This is a genomic window from Bartonella sp. CE47NXGY, from assembly GCF_042195415.1.
Classification (GTDB): Bacteria; Pseudomonadota; Alphaproteobacteria; order Rhizobiales; family Rhizobiaceae; genus Bartonella.
In genome coordinates this window covers 1-717 of the sequence record NZ_JBHIOI010000228.1, presented here as the reverse complement: position 1 = coordinate 717, position 717 = coordinate 1, and the positions used below count along the sequence as shown (strand labels likewise).

1 pseudogene is annotated in these 717 nt (G+C 38.4%); it reads left to right on the top strand.

The window, feature by feature from the left end:
* A pseudogene (locus ACFIL3_RS10810) lies at positions 1-215 on the top strand (dUTP diphosphatase); the annotation flags it as partial.
* Positions 216-717: the final 502 nt, after the last annotated feature.

The following is a 717-nucleotide window of genomic DNA, read 5'->3' as shown; positions in this document are numbered from 1 at the left end:
GAACGATTGAGTGTGACTACCGTGGTGAAGTCAAAGTCCTTCTTATCAATTTAGGCCAAGAAGACTTTTCAATCCAACGGGGCATGCGCATTGCCCAAACAGTCATCGCCCCTGTATCCCAAGTTAATGTTTGCGCCATTGAACCAGAGCAAAATACCCAAAGCCATAACGAGAGCCGTGGAACAGGAGGTTTTGGTTCAACGGGACACACTTAAGAAGCTCTGAAAAATCGCTCCTCTCAAAATAACACACATACTTATTCCAACCACTCTTTCACTTAAAACCCCTTGCGCTTTTAAAGTGCAGAGGGAATGCGCATTTGCTTTCAAAGTTTTTTCACTAAACGCACCTCTAAACAATCATCTCTCAATTACGTCTCGTGCGCTATACAAAACTTCATTATCACCAGATACCCCTCCCCCATAACAAAAACATTGGCATTAACCATTGAGCGTTCACACACCACTTGTAATGTCGACAATCTATACATCATATTGATTTATAATAATAATGAATTGTCTTTCAACTTAAATGAGAAATCTCAATACTGTAAGATTGTTTCATGGCAAGCCTATTTATATTAAATCAATCAAAAGCATGTTTCTCACATTCCAAACGTGGCTAGCATACAGATAAAAACTGAAAAAATGCCTACAATGAATACGTATATTAACACTGTCTTGGAAAAAAATATAAATACGATAATGGTGCTCGCTT